At 43.2% G+C, this 22,919-nt stretch carries 21 protein-coding genes and 2 tRNA genes; 22 read left to right on the plus strand and 1 reads right to left on the minus strand.

Going from position 1 to position 22,919, the window contains the following annotated elements; translation table 11 throughout:
* Positions 1-383: 383 nt before the first annotated feature.
* The 21 genes from sdhC (at position 384) to G6Q48_RS10640 (ending at position 20,282) form a co-directional block, all read left to right on the plus strand.
* A complete protein-coding gene (gene sdhC, locus G6Q48_RS10540; protein ID WP_004909059.1) occupies positions 384-773 on the plus strand; it encodes a succinate dehydrogenase cytochrome b556 subunit in 390 nt (129 codons plus the stop codon).
* Positions 767-1,111: a succinate dehydrogenase membrane anchor subunit gene (gene sdhD, locus G6Q48_RS10545; RefSeq protein ID WP_004256832.1), complete on the plus strand. Its 345-nt coding sequence runs from the start codon at positions 767-769 to the stop codon at positions 1,109-1,111. Before sdhC ends, sdhD begins: the two co-directional genes overlap by 7 nt.
* Complete coding sequence (sdhA, locus tag G6Q48_RS10550; RefSeq protein ID WP_102138328.1) at positions 1,112-2,878, plus strand: succinate dehydrogenase flavoprotein subunit; 1,767 nt, start codon at positions 1,112-1,114, stop codon at positions 2,876-2,878.
* A gap of 35 nt (positions 2,879-2,913) precedes the next feature.
* Positions 2,914-3,630, plus strand: a complete 717-nt coding sequence (locus tag G6Q48_RS10555) for a succinate dehydrogenase iron-sulfur subunit (RefSeq protein WP_004256824.1) — start codon at positions 2,914-2,916, stop codon at positions 3,628-3,630.
* Positions 3,631-4,126: 496 nt separating this feature from the next.
* Positions 4,127-6,940: a 2-oxoglutarate dehydrogenase E1 component gene (sucA, locus tag G6Q48_RS10560; RefSeq protein ID WP_102138329.1), complete on the plus strand. Its 2,814-nt coding sequence runs from the start codon at positions 4,127-4,129 to the stop codon at positions 6,938-6,940.
* A 14-nt stretch (positions 6,941-6,954) separates the two neighbouring features.
* Positions 6,955-8,166 (plus strand): 2-oxoglutarate dehydrogenase complex dihydrolipoyllysine-residue succinyltransferase, encoded by a 1,212-nt coding sequence (gene odhB, locus G6Q48_RS10565; protein ID WP_166266330.1) that lies wholly within the window; start codon positions 6,955-6,957, stop codon positions 8,164-8,166.
* Positions 8,167-8,298: 132 nt separating this feature from the next.
* Positions 8,299-9,465 (plus strand): ADP-forming succinate--CoA ligase subunit beta, encoded by a 1,167-nt coding sequence (gene sucC, locus G6Q48_RS10570; protein ID WP_004909077.1) that lies wholly within the window; start codon positions 8,299-8,301, stop codon positions 9,463-9,465.
* Positions 9,465-10,337, plus strand: a complete 873-nt coding sequence (gene sucD, locus G6Q48_RS10575; protein ID WP_102138331.1) for a succinate--CoA ligase subunit alpha — start codon at positions 9,465-9,467, stop codon at positions 10,335-10,337. The genes sucC and sucD overlap by 1 nt, the downstream gene beginning before the upstream one ends.
* 829 nt (positions 10,338-11,166) lie before the next feature.
* Positions 11,167-12,735, plus strand: a complete 1,569-nt coding sequence (cydA, locus tag G6Q48_RS10580; RefSeq protein WP_102138332.1) for a cytochrome ubiquinol oxidase subunit I — start codon at positions 11,167-11,169, stop codon at positions 12,733-12,735.
* Between the two features lie 13 nt (positions 12,736-12,748).
* A complete protein-coding gene (gene cydB, locus G6Q48_RS10585; RefSeq protein WP_102138333.1) occupies positions 12,749-13,888 on the plus strand; it encodes a cytochrome d ubiquinol oxidase subunit II in 1,140 nt (379 codons plus the stop codon).
* 11 nt (positions 13,889-13,899) lie between these two features.
* On the plus strand, positions 13,900-14,013 hold the full coding sequence (gene cydX / locus G6Q48_RS10590; protein WP_004909083.1) for a cytochrome bd-I oxidase subunit CydX: 114 nt from the start codon (positions 13,900-13,902) through the stop codon (positions 14,011-14,013).
* 5 nt (positions 14,014-14,018) lie between these two features.
* Positions 14,019-14,306: a cyd operon protein YbgE gene (ybgE, locus tag G6Q48_RS10595; RefSeq protein ID WP_102138334.1), complete on the plus strand. Its 288-nt coding sequence runs from the start codon at positions 14,019-14,021 to the stop codon at positions 14,304-14,306.
* Between the two features lie 134 nt (positions 14,307-14,440).
* Positions 14,441-14,836, plus strand: coding sequence for a tol-pal system-associated acyl-CoA thioesterase (gene ybgC / locus G6Q48_RS10600; RefSeq protein ID WP_004256789.1), 396 nt, complete (start codon positions 14,441-14,443; stop codon positions 14,834-14,836).
* Positions 14,833-15,516 (plus strand): Tol-Pal system protein TolQ, encoded by a 684-nt coding sequence (tolQ, locus tag G6Q48_RS10605; protein WP_004256787.1) that lies wholly within the window; start codon positions 14,833-14,835, stop codon positions 15,514-15,516. Before ybgC ends, tolQ begins: the two co-directional genes overlap by 4 nt.
* 17 nt (positions 15,517-15,533) lie before the next feature.
* Complete coding sequence (gene tolR / locus G6Q48_RS10610; RefSeq protein WP_102138335.1) at positions 15,534-15,956, plus strand: colicin uptake protein TolR; 423 nt, start codon at positions 15,534-15,536, stop codon at positions 15,954-15,956.
* 51 nt (positions 15,957-16,007) lie between these two features.
* Positions 16,008-17,102, plus strand: a complete 1,095-nt coding sequence (tolA, locus tag G6Q48_RS10615; RefSeq protein ID WP_166266336.1) for a cell envelope integrity protein TolA — start codon at positions 16,008-16,010, stop codon at positions 17,100-17,102.
* A gap of 146 nt (positions 17,103-17,248) precedes the next feature.
* Entirely contained in the window at positions 17,249-18,541 is a 1,293-nt protein-coding gene (gene tolB / locus G6Q48_RS10620) for a Tol-Pal system beta propeller repeat protein TolB (protein WP_102138337.1), read from the plus strand.
* A gap of 44 nt (positions 18,542-18,585) precedes the next feature.
* Positions 18,586-19,083: a peptidoglycan-associated lipoprotein Pal gene (pal, locus tag G6Q48_RS10625; RefSeq protein WP_004909091.1), complete on the plus strand. Its 498-nt coding sequence runs from the start codon at positions 18,586-18,588 to the stop codon at positions 19,081-19,083.
* Positions 19,084-19,105: 22 nt separating this feature from the next.
* A complete protein-coding gene (cpoB, locus tag G6Q48_RS10630) occupies positions 19,106-19,897 on the plus strand; it encodes a cell division protein CpoB (RefSeq protein WP_166266340.1) in 792 nt (263 codons plus the stop codon).
* 196 nt (positions 19,898-20,093) lie between these two features.
* Positions 20,094-20,169 (plus strand) — tRNA-Lys (locus tag G6Q48_RS10635).
* A 37-nt stretch (positions 20,170-20,206) separates the two neighbouring features.
* Positions 20,207-20,282: transfer RNA gene (locus G6Q48_RS10640), tRNA-Lys, on the plus strand.
* Between the two features lie 463 nt (positions 20,283-20,745).
* Here G6Q48_RS10640 and G6Q48_RS10645 read toward each other — a convergent pair.
* Positions 20,746-21,615 (minus strand): aminoglycoside 6-adenylyltransferase, encoded by an 870-nt coding sequence (locus G6Q48_RS10645; protein ID WP_166266343.1) that lies wholly within the window; start codon positions 21,613-21,615, stop codon positions 20,746-20,748.
* A 251-nt stretch (positions 21,616-21,866) separates the two neighbouring features.
* Here G6Q48_RS10645 and nadA point away from each other — a divergent pair, with 251 nt between their 5' ends.
* Complete coding sequence (gene nadA, locus G6Q48_RS10650) at positions 21,867-22,907, plus strand: quinolinate synthase NadA (protein ID WP_102138340.1); 1,041 nt, start codon at positions 21,867-21,869, stop codon at positions 22,905-22,907.
* Positions 22,908-22,919: the final 12 nt, after the last annotated feature.

Genomic DNA, 22,919 nt, shown 5'->3' on the forward strand with positions numbered 1-22,919 from the left:
GCAACATTCACGTTTTTTTCTTTTTACGATGAAGTGTCAACAGCACCGTTAAGATAATTCTGCCAGACCTATATGTAAGATAAATGTTGAATCATTGTCAAATAAGATAAGCACATTTATACAAAATGTTTAAATCGTGATCCCTCTCACTGTTCGGGCTAAATGTCTCCAAACATTTTGTGTGGGAATTGTAATGGCATTGTGAAGACTTTATACTAGCGGCAGGTCTCCGGATTACCCTGTAGTAGGAGTTCCCAGCGTGATCAGTATGCAACTTTATTTAAACATGATGGATTAGAGTTTGTGTTAAGTTGCATTTTGTACCCCTGTCGCTGTCTGATTTCCACCCCAGGTCCGGAGGATGGAAAATAATAAAGAGCTGTGTGGGCAAAATTGTGAAAAAACAAAGACCTGTCAACCTTGATTTGCAGACGATTCACTTCCCGATCACTGCAATATCTTCGATCTTGCACCGTGTCTCTGGCGTCATTACTCTCATCGCAGTTGGTATTCTGCTTTGGTTGTTAGGGACATCTCTCTCCTCTCCAGAAGGTTTTCAATACGCGTCTGAAATAATGACTGGCTTTTTTGCTAAGTTCATTCTTTGGGGCATCTTGACAGCTTTGGCTTACCACATTTGTGGTGGTATTCGTCATATGCTAATGGATTTCGGTTGTGTTGATGAAACGCTTGCTGCTGGTAACTCATCTGCAAAAATTACATTTGTCATTACCGTGATTTTAGCAATTCTGGCGGGGATTTTAGTATGGTAAGTAATGCTTCAGCTTTAGGCCGTACTGGTATCCAGGACTGGCTATTAATCCGTGGTTCTGCGATTGTCATCGCGCTCTACGTACTCTACATTGTTGGTTTTGTTGCTATTAATGACATTACCTATGACGTCTGGCGTGGCTTTTTTGCCTCTTCTGTGACGAAAGTATTCACTATCCTCACGTTGTTCTCGATTCTTGTTCATGCGTGGATTGGCATGTGGCAAGTGCTGACTGACTACGTTAAACCTTTAGCAATTCGTTTAGTATTGCAACTGGCTATCGTTGTAGGTCTGTTGGCTTATTTAATTTACGGAACAATTGTTGTGTGGGGTGCATAAATGAATCTGCCAATCAGAGAGTTTGACGCTATCGTTATCGGTGCGGGTGGCGCAGGTATGCGCGCAGCACTTCAAATTTCACAGATGGGCCTATCTTGTGCGCTTCTGTCAAAAGTTTTTCCAACTCGTTCTCATACTGTATCAGCGCAAGGTGGTATCACGGTTGCTTTAGGTAACACGCATCCTGATAACTGGGAATGGCATATGTATGACACCGTTAAAGGTTCCGACTACATCGGTGACCAAGACGCTATCGAATACATGTGTAAAACAGGGCCAGAGGCTATCCTCGAATTAGAACATATGGGGTTACCGTTCTCGCGCCTTGATGATGGAAGTATTTATCAACGTCCATTTGGTGGTCAGTCTAAAAACTTCGGTGGTGAGCAAGCTGCGCGTACTGCAGCTGCAGCTGACCGTACTGGCCATGCACTGTTACATACCTTGTATCAGCAGAACTTAAAAAACCACACAACCATTTTTTCTGAATGGTATGCCCTTGATTTAGTTAAAAACCAAGACGGCGATGTTGTAGGTTGTACTGCAATTTGTATGGAAACAGGCGAACTGGTTTATTTCAAAGCGAAAGCAACTATTTTAGCAACGGGTGGTGCGGGTCGTATTTACCAATCAACCACTAACGCACACATCAATACGGGTGATGGCGTGGGAATGGCTGCTCGTGCAGGTGTTCCACTGCAAGATATGGAAATGTGGCAATTCCACCCTACGGGGATCGCTGGCGCGGGTGTTCTCGTGACAGAAGGTTGTCGTGGTGAAGGTGGTTACTTGTTGAATAAAGACGGCGAGCGTTTCATGGAGCGCTATGCGCCGAACGCGAAAGACCTTGCGGGTCGTGACGTTGTTGCGCGCTCAATCATGATTGAAATTCGTGAAGGTCGTGGTTGTGATGGCCCATGGGGTCCACACGCCAAGCTGAAACTGGATCACTTAGGAAAAGATGTTCTGGAATCTCGTTTACCGGGTATCCTTGAATTATCTCGTACCTTTGCTCACGTTGACCCAATCAAAGAGCCAATCCCTGTTATTCCTACCTGTCATTACATGATGGGCGGTATTCCAACGAAAGTGACGGGTCAAGCTCTGCGTTATAACGAAAAAGGCGAAGATGAAGTCATTCCTGGTCTGTTTGCGGTCGGTGAAATTGCCTGTGTATCAGTACATGGTGCTAACCGCTTAGGGGGTAACTCACTTCTCGACTTAGTGGTATTTGGTCGCTCAGCGGGTCTGCACTTGAAAGAATCCATCATGGAGCAAGGTTCAATGCGTGATGCATCTGAATCTGATATTGATGCAGCGATGACACGTTTTAACCGTTGGGAAGGTGCACGCACGGGTGAAGACCCAACTGAAATCCGTAAAGCACTGCAAACCTGTATGCAGCATAACTTCTCGGTATTCCGTGAAGGTGATGCAATGGCGAAAGGTTTAGAAGAGCTGAAAGTGATCCGTGAGCGTCTGCAAAATGCACGCCTTGATGATACTTCGACTGAATTTAATACTCAGCGTATCGAATGTTTAGAACTGGATAACCTGATGGAAACGGCTTATGCAACGGCACAAGCTGCAAACTTCCGTACAGAAAGTCGTGGTGCGCATAGCCGCTTTGACTACCCAGAACGAGATGATGCGAATTGGTTATGTCACTCATTATATTTACCGCAATCTGAAACGATGACGCGTCGTGAAGTCAACATGCAGCCAAAACTGCGTGAAGCCTTCCCACCGAAAATTCGTACCTACTAATGCGTGGTGTTAATCCAGTTGCGGAGAAATAAACTATGAAATTACAATTTTCGATTTATCGCTACAATCCTGATGTGGACAACGCACCACGTATGCAAGATTACACGCTAGAAGTTCCTGAAGGGCGTGACATGATGTTGCTGGATGCGTTAATCCAAATCAAAGAGCAAGACCCAACACTCTCTTTCCGTCGTTCTTGTCGTGAAGGGGTATGTGGTTCCGATGGCCTGAACATGAACGGTAAAAACGGGTTGGCGTGTATTACGCCATTATCTGCTTTAATCCGTGGTGGGAAGAAAATTGTCATTCGTCCATTACCGGGTCTGCCTGTTGTGCGTGACCTGATTATCGATATGACTCAGTTCTATACCCAATACGAAAAAATTCGTCCATATCTGATTAATGATAACAAGAACCCACCAGCGCGTGAGAATTTACAAACTCCTGCACAACGTGAAAAACTCGATGGTTTATATGAGTGTATTTTGTGTGCTTGTTGTTCGACTTCTTGCCCATCGTTTTGGTGGAATCCAGACAAGTTTATCGGGCCTGCAGGCTTGTTGGCAGCGTATCGCTTCTTAATTGATAGCCGTGATACTGAAACCGATTCACGATTAGATGATCTGAACGACGCTTTTAGTGTCTTCCGCTGTCATAGCATCATGAATTGTGTCAATGTATGCCCTAAAGGGCTAAATCCAACGAAAGCTATCGGTCATATTAAATCTATGTTACTAAAACATAGCGCTTAATTATGCATATTTAACCCACAGTGCTCAGGTGCTGTGGGTTAAAAGAGAAATAGCACAAAATAAAAACATAAGTAAAAAGAAACGCGTAAAGTAAAAGCAGTAATAGGTTTTTAATGCGCGGAAGCTCACAAAAGCACGAAAACGAAATACCAACAAAGGGCGTCAGAAAGTAACATTGTCACCCATAAAAAGTAGTACTTATTAAAACGTTGTCATTACAAAAGCGTAAAAAAGTGAAAGCAAAGAAAGTAACAGTAAAAAGTAGAAAAAATAGCCAACTGCAAAAGATGAAGACGACAGCCCAAGCATAGGGGCCTTTAAAAACCGCAGCCAGTTTTTAAAGGTTCCTTAAAAGGGAAACCCTTACTGATAAAGGGCCTCCCAAAGAGAGAACATGCATAAAGCACGTCCAAGAGAACCTTTATCGAGGTCGCTTAAATGCGGCAATTAGTTAACCACGGCGAAAACTAAAGCTTTAAAAGCTTAAGGGATCACAATGCAGAACGGCGTAATGAAGGACTGGCTGGATTCAAGCTTTCTGGCAGGCGCGAACCAGACTTATATAGAACAGCTCTATGAAGATTATCTGACTGACCCTAACTCTGTCGATGCCGAGTGGAAAGCAATTTTTGAGCAACTTCCTGGTGCAGCACTAGGCACTAGCGGTGAACAATTCCACTCCCAAGCGCGCGATTACTTCCGCCGCTTAGCAAAAGACTCTACACGTTATCACACCTCTGTTAGCGATCCAGCTATCGACGCAAAACAAGTTAAAGTTTTGCAATTAATCAATGCGTTCCGCTTCCGCGGGCACCAAAATGCGAATCTTGATCCGTTAGGTCTTTGGAAACGTGAATCTGTTCCAGATTTAGACCCAGCATTCCACAACCTGACGAAAGAAGACTTCAACGAAACCTTCAACGTGGGTTCATTTGCGATTGGCAAAGAAACCATGAAGCTGAGTGAGCTATATGACCACCTGAAACGTATTTATTGCGGTTCTATTGGTGCAGAATATATGCATATCACGAATACAGAAGAAAAACGTTGGATCCAACAGCGTCTTGAGTCTGTTGATGTTTCTAAAATTTTCTCAGTAGAAGAGAAAAAACGCTTCTTAGCTGAATTAACGGCAGCTGAAGGGCTTGAGCGTTACATCGGGGCTAAATTCCCAGGTGCAAAACGTTTCTCATTGGAAGGTGGTGATTCACTGATCCCAATGCTGAAAGATTTAATCCACCACGCAGGCAAGCAAGATACCCGTGAAGTTGTTTTGGGTATGGCTCACCGTGGTCGTTTAAACGTTCTAGTTAATATCTTAGGTAAAAAACCGGGCGAATTATTTGATGAGTTCGCGGGTAAACATAAAGACCACTCAAGCGCGGGTGATGTTAAATATCACCAAGGTTTCTCCTCTGACTTTGAAACCGCAGGCTCTCGTGTTCACTTAGCGCTAGCATTTAACCCGTCTCACCTTGAGATTGTTAGTCCAGTGGTTATCGGCTCAGTGCGCGCACGTCGTGACCGTCTGGATGAAGGCCGCAGCAACATGGTTCTGCCAATTACCATTCATGGTGACTCAGCAGTAACTGGCCAAGGTGTTGTACAAGAAACACTGAACATGTCTCAAGCTCGTGGTTATGAAGTTGGCGGTACGATGCGTATCGTGATTAACAACCAAATTGGTTTCACGACTTCAAATCCAAAAGATACACGTTCAACAGAATACTGCACAGATATCGTGAAGATGGTGCAGGCACCAATTTTCCACGTGAATGCGGATGACCCAGAAGCAGTGTCTTTCGTGACTCGTTTAGCGCTTGATTTCCGTAACACGTTCAAACGCGATGTTATGATTGATTTAGTCTGTTATCGCCGCCATGGCCATAACGAAGCGGATGAGCCAAGTGCAACTCAGCCTGTGATGTATCAAAAAATCAAACAGCACCCAACACCACGTAAAATTTATGCAGATCGTTTAATTGCAGAAAACGTATTAAGTGCTAATGATGTTACTGAAATGGTTAATCTGTATCGCGATGCGTTAGATGCAGGTAACTGTGTGGTTGAAGAGTACCGTGAAATGGGGCTGAACTCATATACATGGGCTCCATATTTAAACCATGAATGGGATGCATCCTATAAATCAACAGTTGATATTAAACGCTTAACGGATCTGGCTGTTAAAGTCAGCACTATCCCAGAAGGCGTGGTTGCGCAATCTCGTGTTGAGAAAATTTATACCGACCGTGCCGAAATGGCAAAAGGTGAGAAATTACTCGACTGGGGCGCGGCTGAAACTTTAGCGTACGCAACGTTAGTTGATGAAGGTATTCCTGTGCGTTTGTCCGGTGAAGACGCAGGCCGTGGTACATTCTTCCACCGTCATGCAGTTATTCACAACCAAACAAATGGTTCAGTTTACGTTCCACTGCAAAATATCCATAACGGACAAGGCGTCTTTAATGTTTGGGACTCTGTTCTGACTGAAAACGCGGTATTAGCATTCGAATATGGCTATGCCACTACTGAGCCTCGTGCGCTGACTATTTGGGAAGCCCAATTTGGTGACTTTGCTAACTGTGCTCAAGTGGTTATCGACCAATTTATTAGCTCTGGTGAGCAAAAATGGGGTCGTATGTGTGGTCTGGTAATGCTACTGCCTCATGGTTATGAAGGTCAGGGGCCAGAGCACTCATCTGCACGTTTAGAACGTTACCTGCAACTGTGTGCTGACCAAAACATGCAAGTGTGTGTGCCGTCAACACCTGCTCAGGTTTATCACATGTTGCGTCGCCAAGCCTTACGTGGCATGCGCCGTCCTCTGATTGTGATGTCACCAAAATCTCTGTTACGTCACCCATTAGCGGTCTCTAGCATGGAAGAATTGGCAAACGGTACATTCGAGCCAGTTATCGGTGAAATAGATGATATCAATCCGAAAAATGTGAAACGCGTCGTTATGTGTTCAGGTAAAGTCTATTACGATCTGTTAGAACAACGTCGTAAAAATGAACAAACTGACGTGGCTATCGTGCGTATCGAACAGTTATATCCGTTCCCACACGAAGATATCCAAAAAGCGTTGGCGCAATTTACTGATGTAAAAGACTTTGTATGGTGTCAAGAAGAGCCATTAAACCAAGGTGCTTGGTATTGCAGTCAACATAACTTCCGTGAAGCTATCCCAACAGGGGCAACTTTACGTTATGCAGGTCGAGCTGCTTCTTCATCTCCAGCAGTTGGCTATACGTCCGTACACCAGGAACAACAGAAAGCCCTGGTTAATGACGCTTTGAACATTGAATAATTAAAGGATAGAAAATGAGTAGCGTAGAAATTCTTGTTCCCGATCTTCCTGAGTCCGTTGCAGATGCTACGGTTGCCACATGGCATAAAAAACCAGGTGACAGTGTTCAGCGTGACGAAGTACTGGTTGAGATCGAAACAGATAAAGTCGTATTAGAAGTTCCTGCAAGTGAAGCTGGTGTATTAGAAGCTATCGTTGAAGATGAAGGTGCAACGGTATTGTCTAAGCAATTACTGGGTCGCATTCGTTTAGGCGATAGCACAGGTATTCCTGCTGAAGTGAAAGAAGCACAAGAGTCAACACCTGCACAGCGTCAAACGGCAAGTTTAGAAACTGAAAGCAATGATGCTCTGACCCCTGCGATCCGTCGTTTGATTGCAGAGCACGACTTAAACCCAGCTGACATCAAAGGTACGGGTGTTGGTGGTCGTTTAACGCGTGAAGATGTTGAAAAACATTTAGCTGCAAATAAATCTGCGGCACCTGCGGCGAAAGCCCCAGCGGCTCCACAAGCGCCTTTAGCACACCGTAGCGAAAAACGTGTTCCAATGACGCGTTTACGTAAACGTATTGCTGAGCGCTTGTTAGAAGCGAAAAACACGACCGCCATGTTGACGACCTTTAACGAAGTCAATATGCAACCAATCAAAGACTTACGTAAACAATATGGCGAAGTATTCGAAAAACGTCATGGTGTTCGTTTAGGCTTTATGTCTTTCTATGTGAAAGCTGCGGTTGAAGCACTGAAACGCTACCCAGAAGTGAATGCTTCTATTGATGGCGATGATGTGGTTTACCATAACTATTTCGATATCAGTATTGCGGTTTCAACACCACGTGGTTTGGTAACACCAGTTCTGCGTGATGTCGATGCAATGAGCATGGCAGATATCGAGAAGAAAATTAAAGAACTGGCTGTTAAAGGTCGTGACGGTAAATTAACTGTCGAAGACTTAAGTGGTGGTAACTTCACTATCACTAACGGTGGCGTATTTGGTTCTCTGATGTCTACACCTATCATTAACCCACCACAGAGCGCGATTTTAGGCATGCATGCCATTAAAGACCGCCCTATGGCTGTAAATGATAAGGTAGAGATTCTTCCTATGATGTATTTAGCACTGTCTTATGACCACCGTTTAATCGATGGTAGTGAGTCAGTTGGCTTCTTAGTCGCTATCAAAGATATGCTGGAAGATCCAACTCGTTTACTGCTGGACGTATAGCAACATAACAGGGCAGGGTACAACTTGCCCGGTCTGAAGTAACCGATGCAACCCGTTCGCGGGTTGCTAAATCAGTAACAATTGCAGGAGGCGAATAAACGCCTCTTCAGACTCAATTATGGATAGAACATCATGAATTTACACGAGTACCAGGCAAAACAGTTGTTTGCACGTTATGGGATGCCTGCACCGACAGGTTATGCCTGTTCATCAGTCGCTGAAACCGTCGATGCTGCTAAAAAAATTGGTGACGGCCCTTGGGTAATTAAATGCCAAGTTCACGCAGGTGGACGTGGTAAAGCTGGCGGCGTAAAAGTCACTAGTGATATCAACGAAGTGAAAGCATTTGCAGAACACTGGTTAGGTAAAAACTTAGTTACCTATCAAACAGATGCAAACGGCCAGCCTGTTAACCAAATTCTGGTTGAAACGGCAACTGATATTGCTAAAGAACTCTATTTAGGTGCGGTTGTAGACCGTAGTACTCGCCGCGTTGTATTCATGGCATCTACCGAAGGTGGCGTGGAAATCGAGAAAGTCGCAGAAGAGACTCCAGAGTTAATTCACAAAGCGATTATCGACCCACTGACTGGCCCAATGCCTTTCCAAGGCCGTGAGTTAGCATTTAAATTAGGCTTAACTGGCAAACAAGTTAGTCAATTCGCGAAAATTTTCATGGGGCTGGCTACATTATTCCTAGAACGCGATTTAGCATTAGCGGAAATCAACCCACTGGTTATCAGCACTGCGGGTGATTTAGTTTGCTTAGATGGTAAATTAGGTATCGATAGCAACGCGTTATATCGTCAACCAGAGATCCGTGAACTACGTGATGAATCACAAGAAGATGCACGTGAAGCACAAGCCGCTCAGTGGGAACTGAACTACGTTGCGTTAGACGGCAACATCGGCTGTATGGTTAACGGTGCGGGCCTTGCAATGGGTACTATGGATATCGTTAAGCTGCACGGTGGTGCACCGGCTAACTTCTTAGATGTTGGCGGCGGCGCGACAAAAGAGCGTGTAACTGAAGCATTTAAAATCATTCTTTCTGATGAAAACGTGAAAGCCGTTTTTGTTAACATCTTTGGTGGTATCGTTCGCTGCGACCTGATTGCAGACGGCATCATTGGTGCAGTAGAAGAAGTTGGCGTAAATGTACCAGTCGTTGTGCGTTTAGAAGGTAACAATGCAGAGTTAGGTGCTAAAAAACTGGCAGATAGCGGCTTGAATATTATCGCTGCAAACAGCCTGACTGATGCAGCTAAGAAAGCAGTAGCAGCAGCGGAGGCTAAATAATGTCTATTTTAATCGATAAAAACACCAAAGTAATTTGCCAAGGTTTCACTGGTGGCCAAGGTACATTCCACTCAGAACAAGCGATTGCTTATGGCACGCAAATGGTCGGTGGTGTGACGCCAGGTAAAGGTGGCACTGTTCACTTAGGTCTGCCTGTATTTAACACTGTTCGTGAAGCTGTAGAAGCAACGGGCGCAACAGCCTCTGTTATCTATGTTCCAGCACCATTTTGTAAAGATTCTATTTTAGAAGCTATCGATGCTGGCATTAAGCTGATCATCACTATCACTGAAGGTATTCCAACTCTGGATATGCTGACAGTTAAAGTGAAATTAGACGAAGCAGGCGTTCGTATGATTGGCCCTAACTGCCCTGGTGTTATCACGCCGGGTGAATGTAAGATTGGTATCCAACCTGGCCATATCCATATGCCAGGTAAAGTCGGTATCGTTTCACGTTCAGGTACGTTGACTTATGAAGCAGTTAAACAAACAACAGATGCAGGCTTAGGCCAATCGACTTGTGTAGGTATCGGTGGTGACCCAATTCCAGGTTCAAACTTCATTGATATCCTGAAGTTATTCCAAGCAGATCCACAAACTGAAGCTATCGTGATGATCGGTGAAATCGGTGGTAACGCAGAAGAAGAAGCAGCTGAATATATTAAAAAGCATGTTACTAAGCCTGTTGTAGGCTATATCGCAGGTGTAACTGCACCAAAAGGCAAACGTATGGGCCACGCAGGTGCAATCATCGCAGGCGGTAAAGGGACTGCTGATGAGAAATTTGCTGCACTAGAAGCTGCTGGCGTGAAAACCGTTCGTAGCCTTGCAGACATCGGTGATGCAGTCAAATCTCTGCTGAATAAATAAGTAATTCGCTAGGCAACTAGCAAGAGTAAGAGACGAAAGCCCGTGCTCATGTGAGCACGGGTTTTTTTATGCCTTTTAAATATTTTTATAGGGTTATGCGGTTTTTTGAAATGTGTGTCTATACTTAAAAGTGCGTTCTATAGGCTTATATGAAGGAAAATTGATAATAAAAAGGCAATTTAGGTGAGCAGGGTAGTGCTAATAGCACTTTATGCAAAAAAAAACGAAATTGCGGTATATCAATTTTATAATATTGACGGTAATTCAATTAAGCCAATATAACAGTTTAGTTGAGAAAACGGCTATATTAATAAAATTCATAATAAGTTTAAAATAAGATACTATTACAAATTAAATATTCTTTTTTCGAGTCGTTAATTCAATGATTATATTTTTTGTTAATCTTTGGAAAAATTAAGAACATTTATATCATTATCAATAACAGCAATTTAACAAGTAAATAACCATTAATTGACTGACAGGTATAGCAATTAACAATAGGAAAAAAATTGACGCAAATCAATTCATTGCCTCTGGCTTTATTTGTTCAAATTGCTTAAATTGGTGCTCGATCAAATACTCGATTTTCTATTAAAGGGTATAATTATTGATGTAAATTCAGAATTCAAATCTGAGTCACGTAAAAGAAGTTTATTGTGTGTGAAGATAAGCGTACTATTATTATGGTAACGTTTGTTCTTTTAATTTTGTTAATTTTTTGTTGTTTTGAGGCATTTTTTGCTGGTAGTTAAGAGGCTTTCTAAGTATTTAAAACTGGAAGCTGGGTTGCCGCAAGTCGGTGTCTTCCTGCTAGGAGCAAGGAGTCAAGATGTTTGATATTGTCGAACTGTCACGATTACAGTTTGCCTTAACTGCGATGTATCACTTCCTGTTCGTACCATTAACGCTAGGTATGGCGTTTTTGCTTGCGATCATGGAAACGGTATATGTACTGTCAGGCAAGCAAATTTATAAAGATATGACTAAGTTCTGGGGTAAGTTATTTGGTATTAACTTTGCTCTGGGTGTTGCAACGGGTCTGACCATGGAGTTCCAATTCGGTACTAACTGGTCTTACTACGCGCACTATGTTGGAGATATCTTCGGTGCACCTCTTGCAATCGAAGGTCTGATGGCGTTCTTCTTAGAATCAACGTTTGTCGGTTTATTCTTCTTTGGTTGGGATCGTTTAAGCAAAAAACAACACCTAGCTGTAACATGGTTAGTTGCTTTAGGTTCTAACTTCTCTGCTTTGTGGATCTTGGTTGCGAACGGTTGGATGCAAAACCCAATCGCTGCTGATTTCAACTTCGAAACAATGCGTATGGAAATGGTTAGCTTCTCTGAGCTAGTCTTAAACCCAGTTGCGCAGGTTAAGTTCGTCCACACAGTTGCTGCGGGTTATTGTACCGGTGCAATGTTTGTCCTTGGTATTAGCTCTTACTACCTGCTTAAAGGTCGTGATGTTGCTTTTGCTAAACGTTCTTTTGCTATTGCTGCAAGCTTTGGTATTGCTGCTGTTCTATCTGTTATCGTTCTTGGTGATGAATCAGGTTACGAAATGGGTGACGTTCAGAAAACCAAACTGGCTGCTGTTGAAGCAGAGTGGGAAACCCATGCTCCACCAGCTGCGTTTAACTTAATCGCTTGGCCGGATACTGAAAAGCAAGAAAATAAATTTGCTATCTCGATTCCTTGGGCGATGGGTATTATTGCAACCCGTTCAATCGATACGCCTGTATTAGGTCTGAAAGACTTAATGAAACAGCACGAAGTTCGTATTCGTAACGGTATGATTGCATACGGTCAGTTACAAGAGCTTCTTGCAGGTAATAAAGATCCTGAACTGCGTTCGGCATTTGAAGTAAACAAAAAAGATCTCGGATATGGCCTTCTGTTAAAACAATATGCACCAAATGTTGTTGATGCAACTGAAGCTCAAATCCAAAAAGCAGTGAAAGATAGTATTCCTAACGTTGGGCCGCTGTTCTGGGCATTCCGTATCATGGTTGGTGTTGGCTTCCTATTACTGTTGATTATTGGCTGGGCATTCCTGTCAGTAGTTCGTAACCGTATTGGTCAAAATAAACTATTGCTGCGTATTGCACTATTCGGTATTCCACTACCATGGATTGCAATTGAATCAGGTTGGTTCGTTGCGGAGTATGGTCGTCAGCCATGGGCAATCGGTGAAGTGTTACCTGTTTCGGTTGCACACTCCAACTTGACGACTCATGACCTGATCTTCTCTATGGTATTGATCTGTGGTCTGTACACACTGTTCTTAATTGCTGAAATGTTCTTAATGTTCAAATTCGCTCGTAAAGGGCCAAGCAGCCTGAAAACTGGCCGCTATCACTTTGAACAGAAAAACCCTTCTGCACACGACGTTCAGTAAATAGGAGCCACTTATGTTTGATTATGAAGTTCTTCGGTTTGTGTGGTGGATCCTTATCGGTGTATTACTGATTGGATTTGCTGTCACAGATGGCTTTGACATGGGCGTTGGCTTCTTATTACCTATTTTAGGTAAAACGGATACTGAACGCCGTATCATGATTAACGCTGTTGCACCTCACTGGGATGGTAACCAAGTTTGGTTAATCACAGCTGGTGGTGCGATGTTTGCTGCCTGGCCACAGGTCTATGCTGCATCATTCTCCGGTTTCTATATCGCGATGATTTTAGTGCTAGCAGCATTGTTCTTCCGTCCGGTTGGTTTCGACTACCGTTCAAAACTGGAGAACCAAAAATGGCGCAATATGTGGGACTGGGGTCTGTTCATCGGTGGTTTCGTTCCACCATTAGTTATCGGTGTTGCGTTTGGTAACCTGTTATTAGGTGTTCCACTGCAAATTGATAACCAACAGTATTTGACCTACACGGGTAACCTGTTTGGTCTGCTAAACCCATATGGTCTGTTGGCGGGTGTCGTTGGCTTAATGATGATTGTTACCCAAGGTGCAACTTATCTGCAAATGCGTACCACTGGCGAACTGTACTTACGTGTGCGTAAAGCAACCTATATCTGTGCGTTAGTTACATTGTTAGCGTTTGCGGGTGCAGGTGTTTGGTTAGTCATGGGCATTGATGGTTATGTTATCACTTCAACTATTGATACTCTGGCGGTGTCAAACCCACTGAACAAAACAGTTGCAGTTGAATCAGGTGCTTGGTTGACTAATTTCAATACTTACCCAATCCTGTGGGCATTGCCTGCTCTGGGTGTAGGATTGCCGTTAATAACAATGCTGTTTAGTAAAGCAGACAAAAATGGTTGGGCGTTTGTGAGTTCTTCATTAACTATCGCTTGTATCATTTTAACCTGTGGTGTAGCAATGTTCCCATTCATCATGCCTTCAAGCATCATGCCAAACGCAAGTTTGACCATGTGGGATGCAACATCTAGCCTGTTTACTCTGCAAGTGATGACTGTTGTTGCTATTATCTTTGTACCAATCGTACTGGCATACACCGCATGGTGTTACTACAAAATGTTCGGTCGTTTGGACAAAAACTTCATCGAAGGCAACAAGCACTCACTGTATTAAGGAGCATAACTATGTGGTATTTCGCCTGGATCCTCGGCACGCTGTTAGCTTGTAGTTTTGCAGTGATTGCAGCATTAGCGTTAGAGCACTCTGAAGACTCTAAAGCCGCTAAAGATGGTGAGTAATAAAAATGCTGGTGGATAAAACCTATCAGCTATTGGATAAGGGGCCGATAAGGGCCCTTATCCTTATTTTAGCTTTAGTCACAGCAGGTGCAGTCATGTGGGATCCAACCCTATTTGCTGCTAAGACCAGTTCATTTCAAATATGGCAAGGGTTATTATTAATATGGGCAACGTGTACCGCGATGATTTTTGGTGTTGGTTTTAAACCCCAAAAAGTTATCTTTCGTGCAATTTTTCACCCATTACCTGCTGCCATCATTCTTATTTGGGGACTTTTTCAGGTCTTTAGATAATTCTAATTGCTAATTATGGGTCAATGGACCCATAATTATTTTTGATATCTTTACTTTCAAAGTGATTCCAAACTGGCACTGTCTTGCGTATAGTGGCACCGTTAATTAATTTAACCTAAGACGGAGTGATTGTTATGTTATTTCGCTGGCCTGTTCGCGTGTATTATGAAGATACAGATGCGGGCGGTGTTGTTTATCATGCACGCTATTTAGCCTTTTTTGAGCGAGCAAGAACCGAAATGCTGCGAAATAAAGGTATCAATCAACAAAGTATGCTTGCTGAGAACCTTGGCTTCGTTGTGCGAAGCATGACAATTGATTTTGTCAAAGGGGCGAAGCTGGATGACCTGCTGGAAGTTGAAACACAAATTATTGAAATGAAACGTGCTTCACTCACTTTTCAGCAAAGGTTAGTTGATTCGCAAGGTAACCTGCTTTGTGGGGCAAATGCCCTTATTGCTTGTGTGGACACATCAAAAATGAAGCCGATTGCGCTTCCTAAGTCTATTGTCGCGGAGTTTAAACAGTGACTGACATGAATATCCTGGATTTATTCCTTAAAGCGAGCCTTTTGGTTCAGCTCATTATGTTCGTTTTGATCGGTTTTTCTATCGCATCATGGGCGATCATTATTCAAAGAACGAAAATTTTAAATGCGGCAACGCGTGAGGCGGAAGCATTTGAAGATAAGTTCTGGTCAGGTATCGAGCTATCGCGCTTATATAAAGAAAGCCAAGCTCGCCGTGATGAATTGAGTGGTGCCGAACAAATTTTCCATTCTGGTTTTAAAGAGTTTGTTCGTTTACACCAAGCGAATATTCATGCACCAGATGCGGTCGTGACAGGTGCTTCTCGAGCAATGCGTATTTCAATGAATCGTGAGCTTGAATCAGTTGAAGCGCATATCCCATTTTTAGGTACTGTTGGTTCAATTAGCCCATATATTGGTTTATTTGGTACCGTTTGGGGGATTATGCATGCGTTTATTGCATTGGGAGCGGTAAAACAAGCAACATTACAAATGGTTGCACCGGGTATTGCCGAAGCACTTATTGCAACCGCAATTGGCTTATTTGCAGCGATCCCTGCCGTTATGGCATTCAACCGTTTGAACTTACGTGTTAGCAAATTAGAGCAAAATTACGATAACTTTATGGAAGAGTTTTTGGCCATCTTGCATCGTCAAGCCTTCTCTGCTGATAAGAAATAAGACGGGGAGATAAGCGAATGGCGCGCACAAGTCGCAGACGTGAGCTGAAATCCGAAATCAACATAGTTCCATTACTGGACGTATTGTTGGTACTGTTGCTGATATTTATGGCAACAGCACCGATTATTTCTCAAAGTGTGGAAGTTGAGCTGCCGGATGCAACAGATACACAAACCGTATCATCAAGTGATAACCCACCGATTATTTTAGAAGTGTCGGGGGTTGGCCAATATAACATGCGCCTTGATGGTGAGGTTTTAGAATTGCTACCACCAGAGCAAATTGCTGCAGAGGCAAAATCTCAATTAGAGAAAAACCCCAAAGCAGTTTTCTTGATTGGTGGAGCAAAAGAAGTCCCTTATGAAGAAGTGATTAAAGCGCTGAACATATTACACAGCGCAGGGATAAAATCAGTTGGCTTGATGACTCAGCCTATATAGGCTGGGTTATTGTCGTTTGAATAAGTCACAATTCTTTTTTTGGATACCAGAGTGGGAAAGACAAAAGAGAAAAAAGATAACTTAAATCGCTCGTTAGTGATGTCAATCGTATTGCACATCCTATTGATTGGGTTGATTGTTATAGGCTCTTTAGTTTCCGTCGTCAAACTTGGTGGTGGCGGGGAAGAGGGAACTGTCATCGATGCGGTGATGGTTGACCCGGGCGTGGTTGTTGAGCAGTATGAAGAAATGCAAAGGCAGCAAAATAACGTCAGACAAGCGGCGAAAGAGCGCAAAGAGCAAGAACAAAAGCAAGAGGCTGAGCTCAGAGAGCAGCAAGAAAAGGAACAAAAGCGTCTTCAGCAACTTGAAGAAGAGCGTATAAAGACTGAACGTGCAACGGCGGAACAACAAAAGCAAGCCGAAGAACAACAGAAAAAAGCATTAGAAGCGGCTAAAAAAGCGAAGGAAGAGCAAAAAATAGCCGAAGAAGCTGCCGCGAAAGCGAAAGCAGAAAAAGAAAAATTAATTAAAGAGCAGGCTGCTGAAAAGGCGAAAGCTGAGGCGCAAGCTCAGAAAGAAGCGGAAGCAGCGAAAGCCAAAGCAGAAAAAGAAGCTAAAGAAAAAGCAGAAAAGGACGCGAAAGTAAAAGCTGAAAAAGAAGCTAAAGCTAAAGCCGATAAAGAAGCCAAAGAAAAGGCTGACAAAGAAGCGAAAGCAAAAGCAGCAAAAGCCAAAGCTGAGGCAGCAAAAAATGCCGCTTCTGTTGACGATTTACTCGGCGATTTAACGGCATCAGGCCCTAGCAAGCAAGGTGGTGAAGCCGCAGCTGGAAAAGGTGGCGGTAAAAAATCGGGCGCATCGAATGCTGATGTAGACAGCTATGCTGGTAAGGTGAAAGCGGCTATCCAAAGTAAGTTTTATGATTCAGATACTTTTCGTGGGCGTACTTGTGAACTTCAATTGAAGCTCGCACCTGATGGGCTATTAGTGAGTATTACACCAAAAAATAGCCCAGCCAATGACGCAGCGCTTTGTGACGCCGCAATCCGAGCAGCAAAACTTGCAACGATGCCTAAACCACCTAGCAGAGAAGTCTATGATACATTTAATAAAGCAGGTAGCACAGTTGTGTTTAAACCTTAATTTTCAATAACTCAGACCAGTCTGTATTGATATTATTAAGGCAATAGAATAAATAGTTTGTGTGGTATCTAGTTTTGTTATTATACCTTTGTTAAAATTCAGCGAATTATTGCGGTAGTAAATAATCCGCAGTAAGGGAGATAAGAATGAAGCAGGCTTTTAAAGTAGTTTTAGGGTTCCTAATGCTATGGGCGACAGTGGCTCAGGCTGAAATACGTATTGAGATCACTGAAGGTGTTAACTCAGCTCAACCTATTGGTGTTGTGCCGTTTAAATGGTCAGGTGCGGGTGCTCCACCACAAGAAGTTGGCCAAATAGTAGGCGCTGATTTACGCAATAGCGGAAAATTTAACCCTATTGAGCCAAGCCGTATGCCTCAACAACCGGGTACCGCTTCTGAAGTGATCCCTGAAGCGTGGACAGCGTTAGGTATTAACGCAGTGGTTGTGGGCCAGGTGCAGCCTGCCGCTGATGGCAGCTTTGTCGTTAGCTATCAGTTAGTTGATGTCGCGGCTAACCCAGGTGCTGTTTTATCTCAGAACCAATATAAAGTAACAAAAGAATGGTTACGCTATGCAGCGCATACTGCAAGTGATGAAGTCTTTGAAAAATTGACAGGTATTCGTGGCGCATTCCGTACACGTATTGCTTATATTGTTGTCAACAAAGGCGGTCAGTATCCATATGAATTACGTGTTTCTGACTATGACGGTTTTAACCAATTTACGGTTCACCGTTCACCAGAACCTTTGATGTCGCCAGCTTGGTCACCAGATGGTGAAAAACTGGCTTACGTTACATTTGAAAGCGGTAGTTCAGCACTTGTCATTCAAACCTTATCGACAGGAGCAGTTCGTCAGGTAGCATCATTCCCACGTCACAATGGGGCACCTGCATTCTCTCCTGATGGGACTAAACTGGCATTTGCATTGTCTAAAACAGGCAGCTTGAACTTATATATAATGGACTTAGCGAGTGGGCAAATTCGTCAGGTAACCGATGGTCGTAGTAACAATACCGAGCCAAGTTGGATGCCAGATAGCCAAACTTTAGTCTATACTTCAGATCAGGCGGGACGTCCGCAGATTTATAAAATCAATATTAATGGTGGCAGTCCTGAACGTGTTTCTTGGGAAGGAACACAAAATCAGGACGCTGATGTTAGCCCGGATGGTACTTTCTTAGTGATGGTCAGCTCCGGCGGCGGTCAGCAACATGTCGCCAAACAAGATCTGGCAACGAATAACGTTGAGTTTTTAACGAAAACGTTCCTAGATGAAACGCCGAGTATCGCACCTAACGGCACTATGGTAATTTATAGCTCCTCTCAAGGCTTGGGGACTATATTGCAGCTAGTTTCGACCGACGGGCGTTTCAAAGCGCGTCTTCCGGCTACCGATGGACAGGTTAAATTCCCTGCCTGGTCGCCGTATCTGTGATGCATAATAATAATGTGTGGCAAAAAATATTAAGGATCAAAACGATGCAACTGAATAAAGTGCTTAAAGGGCTGATGATCGCGTTACCAATCATGGCAGTCGCAGCTTGTAGCTCTAACAAAAACAATGACCAAGATGGCGTAGATACTTCTACTAACCAAACTAACACTGGTCTGTCTGCGGAAGAGCTGGCACGTCAGCAAATGGAACAGCTGCAACAAAACAACACTGTTTACTTTGGCTTTGACAAATACAACGTATCTCCAGAGTACGCTGAAATGTTAGATGCACACGCAGCATTCCTGCGTAGCAACCCATCTGTACGTGTTGTTGTTGAAGGTCATGCGGATGAGCGTGGTACTCCAGAATACAACATCGCGCTGGGCGAGCGTCGTGCTAATGCAGTTAAAATGTACCTGCAAAGCAAAGGTGTTTCTGGTGACCAAGTTTCACTGGTTTCTTACGGTAAAGAAAAACCAGCTGTGTTAGGTCACACTGAAGCAGACTACGCGAAAAACCGTCGTGCAGTCATTGCATACTAATAGATAAGCGAAATTATCTATTATGAACAGTAACTTCAGACACTTACTAGTCGGTCTGTCGTTATTGGTTGGCGTAGCGGCCCCTTGGGCCGCTATTGCCCAAGCGCCAATCAACAATGTCGGATCTGGTTCAACAACAGACCGCCTTACCCAACTTGAGACAGCAGTTAGCTCTCAAGGTCAAATTATGTATCAAATCCAACAGCAACTCGCTGACAACCAACGCGACATCGATATGTTACGTGGCCAGATTCAAGAAAGTGAATACAAATTGAATCAAGTCATTGAGCGTCAGAAAGATTTATACATGCAATTAGACAATGCAGGCGGTGGTAATTCAGCAACCTCAGGCGATACAGCAACACCTGACACTAGCGCATCAAATGGAACATCTTCCTCTACGACACCTACGGCAGCGGCCAATACGGGTGGAAATGAGAAAGATGATTACAATGCGGCAGTCAAATTAGCAATGGAAAGCAAATCCAAAGCTCAAATTGACCAAGCAATCGGTGCATTACAAGGTTTTATTAAAGCCTACCCTAAGTCTGGGTATCAATCTAATGCCAACTATTGGTTGGGGCAGTTAAACTACAACAAAGGTAGCAAAGACGATGCTGCTTTTTATTTTGCCACTGTAGTTAAGCAGTATCCTAAATCCCAAAAAAGCAGCGAAGCCTTATATAAAGTTGGGCTGATCATGCAAGATAAGGGACAAAAAGATAAAGCAAAAGCTGTTTACCAACAGGTATTGAAACAATATCCAAACAGTGCTGGTTCAAAATTAGCCGAAAAAAAGCTGAGTACACTTTAATTTATAGCCCCGAAGCAATATTACCGAATATTTCGGGGTTATCAGTATGATAAGTGTGCATTTAAACTTTTTTTTAAAAAAAATCGTTGCACCCTCGTCAGAAATCAGTAATATAGGCCGCCGTTGAGACGAGAATGTGGTTAGCCAAAAATCTCGAGATACAAAAAGAAATTTAGTTAGAAATGTTGTTTTAGATGGGTCGTTAGCTCAGTCGGTAGAGCAGTTGACTTTTAATCAATTGGTCGCAGGTTCGAATCCTGCACGACCCACCATCTAAAGTCTCTAGTAGTAAAAAGAAGTAATCCAGATGGGTCGTTAGCTCAGTCGGTAGAGCAGTTGACTTTTAATCAATTGGTCGCAGGTTCGAATCCTGCACGACCCACCATCTCAAAGCCATTCCCAAACAAGTAATCCAATTCAGTAAACACTCAGTTGCCAAGCCATACCTCGACAAGCTGGTTGCAGGTTCAGCCCGTAGGGTCAGTCCGAAGGATTTAAATCCTGCACGACCCACCATCTCAAAGCCATTCCCAAACAAGTAATCCAATTCAGTAAACACTCAGTTGCCAAGCCATACCTCGGCAAGCTGGTTGCAGGTTCAGCCCGTAGGGTCAATCCGAAGGATTTAAATCCTGCACGACCCACCATCTTAAAGCCATTCCCAAACAAGTAATTCAATTCAGTAAACACTCAGTTGCCAAGCCATACCTCGACAAGCTGGTTGCAGGTTCAGCCCGTAGGGTCAATCCGAAGAATTTAAATCCTTTAAGTCAATAATATATATTCGATTGGTCGTACTTCGGCAATAAAAGCACTACGTTCCTTCGTTGTGCTTTAGTTACCTTATTTTACAGTATTTCAGGGAGTAGGGCGTTATCCTGTAAAATACCAATAAGCAATTCTTGCATTTGCTCTGCCATCAGCTGCATATCATCGAAGCCTTGCAGGCTAGCGAGCTCGGTAGTGGCCTCATTAAAGCAACGCATTAAGCATTGAAGAGACAATGCTGCGCTATGTGCGGTTCCACAATTAAAGATAATTTCTAGCGCTTTGATATATTTCTTAGGCATCCATTCATGGTAGTTACGTCCTTTATACCAAACATCATCATTTTGCATGGCGACTAGACGTTCTATCATGGTCAAAAAATACTGTTTCATATCAGCACTTCTTGACCATGCGACCCATAATTCATCTCGAGTTAAAGCTACCGTGACCTGATGAGCTTCATGCCAAAAGTCAGAGACAACTTCAGTAAATTGCTCCGCAGTGAATTGAGGTGGTGTGAGTACTTGTTGATTAATACTTTCAGGTAAGCCTTCGGTGATCCCGGTTTTATCGAGTAATACTGCAAAGCCGCGAGAAAAAGTGGCATCTAAACCTTCCTGCTTCATCTTAGATAATCGCTCAGGTTCGGCAAAGGTGAAATCCACTTTACGACCCTCTTTAAAAATGACCAAACAGGTTGGCCAATCAGGCGCATCTTCTTCAAGATTTAGCAAATGAAGAGCAACTAAAGGTTCACCAAACTGATTAATCCAAGACTTCTGCTTAAATATTTCAGTTGTACCATGGCCAATCAACTCAATATCAATATCTGAATAGCTATCAATGTCTTGCTCCCGAGCACGAGATCCCGTCAATATGACCGCTTCAATTCTTGGATCGAGTAATGAAATAGAGATAATTTTATTTATTAAAGATGCAGGTGATTCCATAACTTGCCTATTAAGTATAACAATGGCTGCTACGATACCGATAAAGGCATATAAAAGCGAAGGTTCAAACGTAAAAAGTGTAAAAAAGCCAAAATGTGAGCTCAAAAGGTCATTCGATAGGTAAAAAGAAAGGAGACTTATTAAGCTAAGTGGGGTATCTTGTTTAGTATATAAAACAAAATGTGCGTAAACTTGCGGTTTTAAACTTATACAAGGTGATAAAATCGCTTTTTGCTAAACAGAGGCAACCAATGAGCGTGTTTATCGATTTTGACCAGTCAGTTTATCCATTCCCAGCAAAACCAGCACGATTAAGCTCGGATGAAAAAGCCTTTTATCGGCAGAAGATTAAGTCGCTTTTGGTGGATAAAAATGCGGTAATCGTTGCACATTACTATACCGACCCTGAAATTCAAGCATTGGCTGAAGAAACGGGAGGTTGCGTTGCAGACTCATTGGAAATGGCGCGTTTTGGTGCTAAGCATTCGGCTTCAACTTTGGTTGTTGCTGGCGTGAAATTTATGGGGGAAACTGCAAAGATCCTCAGTCCAGAAAAGCAAGTTTTAATGCCAACATTAGAAGCCCAATGTTCTCTGGATATAGGCTGCCCTGAAGAGGCGTTTATCCGTTTTTGTGATGAGCACCCTGATAGGACTGTTGTGGTATATGCGAATACATCAGCAGCAGTAAAAGCGCGGGCTGATTGGGTGGTGACATCCAGTATTGCTGTCGAGTTAATCGAACACCTTGACAGCTTGGGTGAGAAAATTATTTGGGCTCCTGACCGCCATCTCGGACGCTATGTTCAACAGCAAACAGGCGCTGATATTCTTTGTTGGGAAGGGGCTTGTATTGTTCATGATGAATTTAAAACCCAATCATTAGAAAAAATGAAAGCGTTGTACCCCGAGGCAGCGGTATTGGTTCACCCCGAGTCACCACAAGCGATTGTCGACCTTGCAGATGCGGTGGGTTCTACAAGCCAGTTAATTAAAGCGGCACAAAATTTACCTAACCCATCAATGATAGTGGCGACGGATAAAGGTATTTTTTACAAAATGCAGCAAGCTTGCCCGGATAAGACGCTTTACATTGCTCCTACAGCGGGTGAGGGCGCTACATGCCGCACTTGTGCACATTGCCCTTGGATGGCAATGAATGGCTTAAAAGCGATTGCTGATGCTTTAGAAGGGAGTACCCAAGGCCATCAAATTCAAGTTAGTGAAATATTACGAGAAAAAGCATTACGACCATTAAATAAGATGCTAGATTTTGCAGAGAGTCTAAAATAATAAAATACAATT

It is taken from the genome of Providencia sp. M-27 (assembly GCF_011077905.1).
GTDB classification, from domain to species: domain Bacteria; phylum Pseudomonadota; class Gammaproteobacteria; order Enterobacterales; family Enterobacteriaceae; genus Providencia; species Providencia huaxiensis.